General features: G+C 39.9%; 1 protein-coding gene. It reads right to left on the reverse strand.

Features of this window, described 5'->3' with window-relative positions; translation table 11 throughout:
- Positions 1 to 486 precede the first annotated feature (486 nt).
- Positions 487 to 708, reverse strand: a complete 222-nt coding sequence (locus tag LX99_RS25450; RefSeq protein WP_146203240.1) for a hypothetical protein — start codon at positions 706 to 708, stop codon at positions 487 to 489.
- Positions 709 to 1,033: the final 325 nt, after the last annotated feature.

Below are 1,033 nucleotides of genomic sequence, written 5' to 3' on the forward strand. Positions count from 1 at the left end.
ATATAACAAAATATGCTTACTTATTGAAATTCAGATAGTTAAAATAAAAACTATTCGGCGATTGTTTTCTTCTCTTATCCCGAACTCACGTTAAACTCACCGTTCCTTTGACTACGGCGATCAACGCACCTTTTTTCCGCGGGCTGCTTTATTGGTTCATACAGTATATAATTCCCCCTGGGACAGGCAAACCTCATCTAAGCTTAAATGCGGTCCTATATTCTCCGGGAAAAGAATCCAATCTTGTGCATGTTCCCGCTATTCCCAGTTCATAAAGCCGCTTAAGTGCCTGATATATTGCTCCTGCAGGCGTTTGCCGTCTAACTGAAACAGTGTTCCCAAAAACTTACAGCTTAAAGGATGATTATCAATTAAATCCTTTTAAAAAAGCAGCGAACTCCGCCGTTAAACGCGTGCCTTCTGCAACCGAATCCCACAAACTGTAAACGGTACCTCCTGTAGTATGATCATGTCATTTTCGCCGCCTTAGGTGAAGAAAACAAGTTCTGCCCCTAAGCGGAAAATCCCGTAGTGTAACCTGATCAACAAATCCTTTGGATTCCAGTTTGTGCCTCTCATACTCACGCGGGGGAGGTTTCGCTGGTCAAGAAATAAATGATAGCCATCAGCCTGTGGCTCAATACGGATCAGTTCAAATTGCTCAACAAGAGTAAAGGGAAGTAGCAGCTTTAATAGTTCGGTCTCCAAGATTATCTTTTAATCCCCTAAGCTATTAATATTTATCATCCCCCCCAGCTTTTCTGCTTGATCCCGAATTACTCAACAGAATTATGATTTCGGATGAATATTTCGGTGTCGGCCAAAAACAAAAAACCCTTCAAATGATATCATTTGAAGGGTTTAGCTCAATTTTGACATTGTTTTTTGCGGAATGGACGGGACATGAACTATGTTCGCTGATCGCTCATTTTCAATATTTTAACGTGAGTTCGGGATAAGAGAAGAAAACAATCGCCGAATAGTTTTTATTTTAACTATCTGAATTTCAATAAGTAAGCATATTTTGTTATAT

Source organism: Mucilaginibacter oryzae (assembly GCF_003148845.1).
Classification (GTDB): domain Bacteria; phylum Bacteroidota; class Bacteroidia; order Sphingobacteriales; family Sphingobacteriaceae; genus Mucilaginibacter; species Mucilaginibacter oryzae.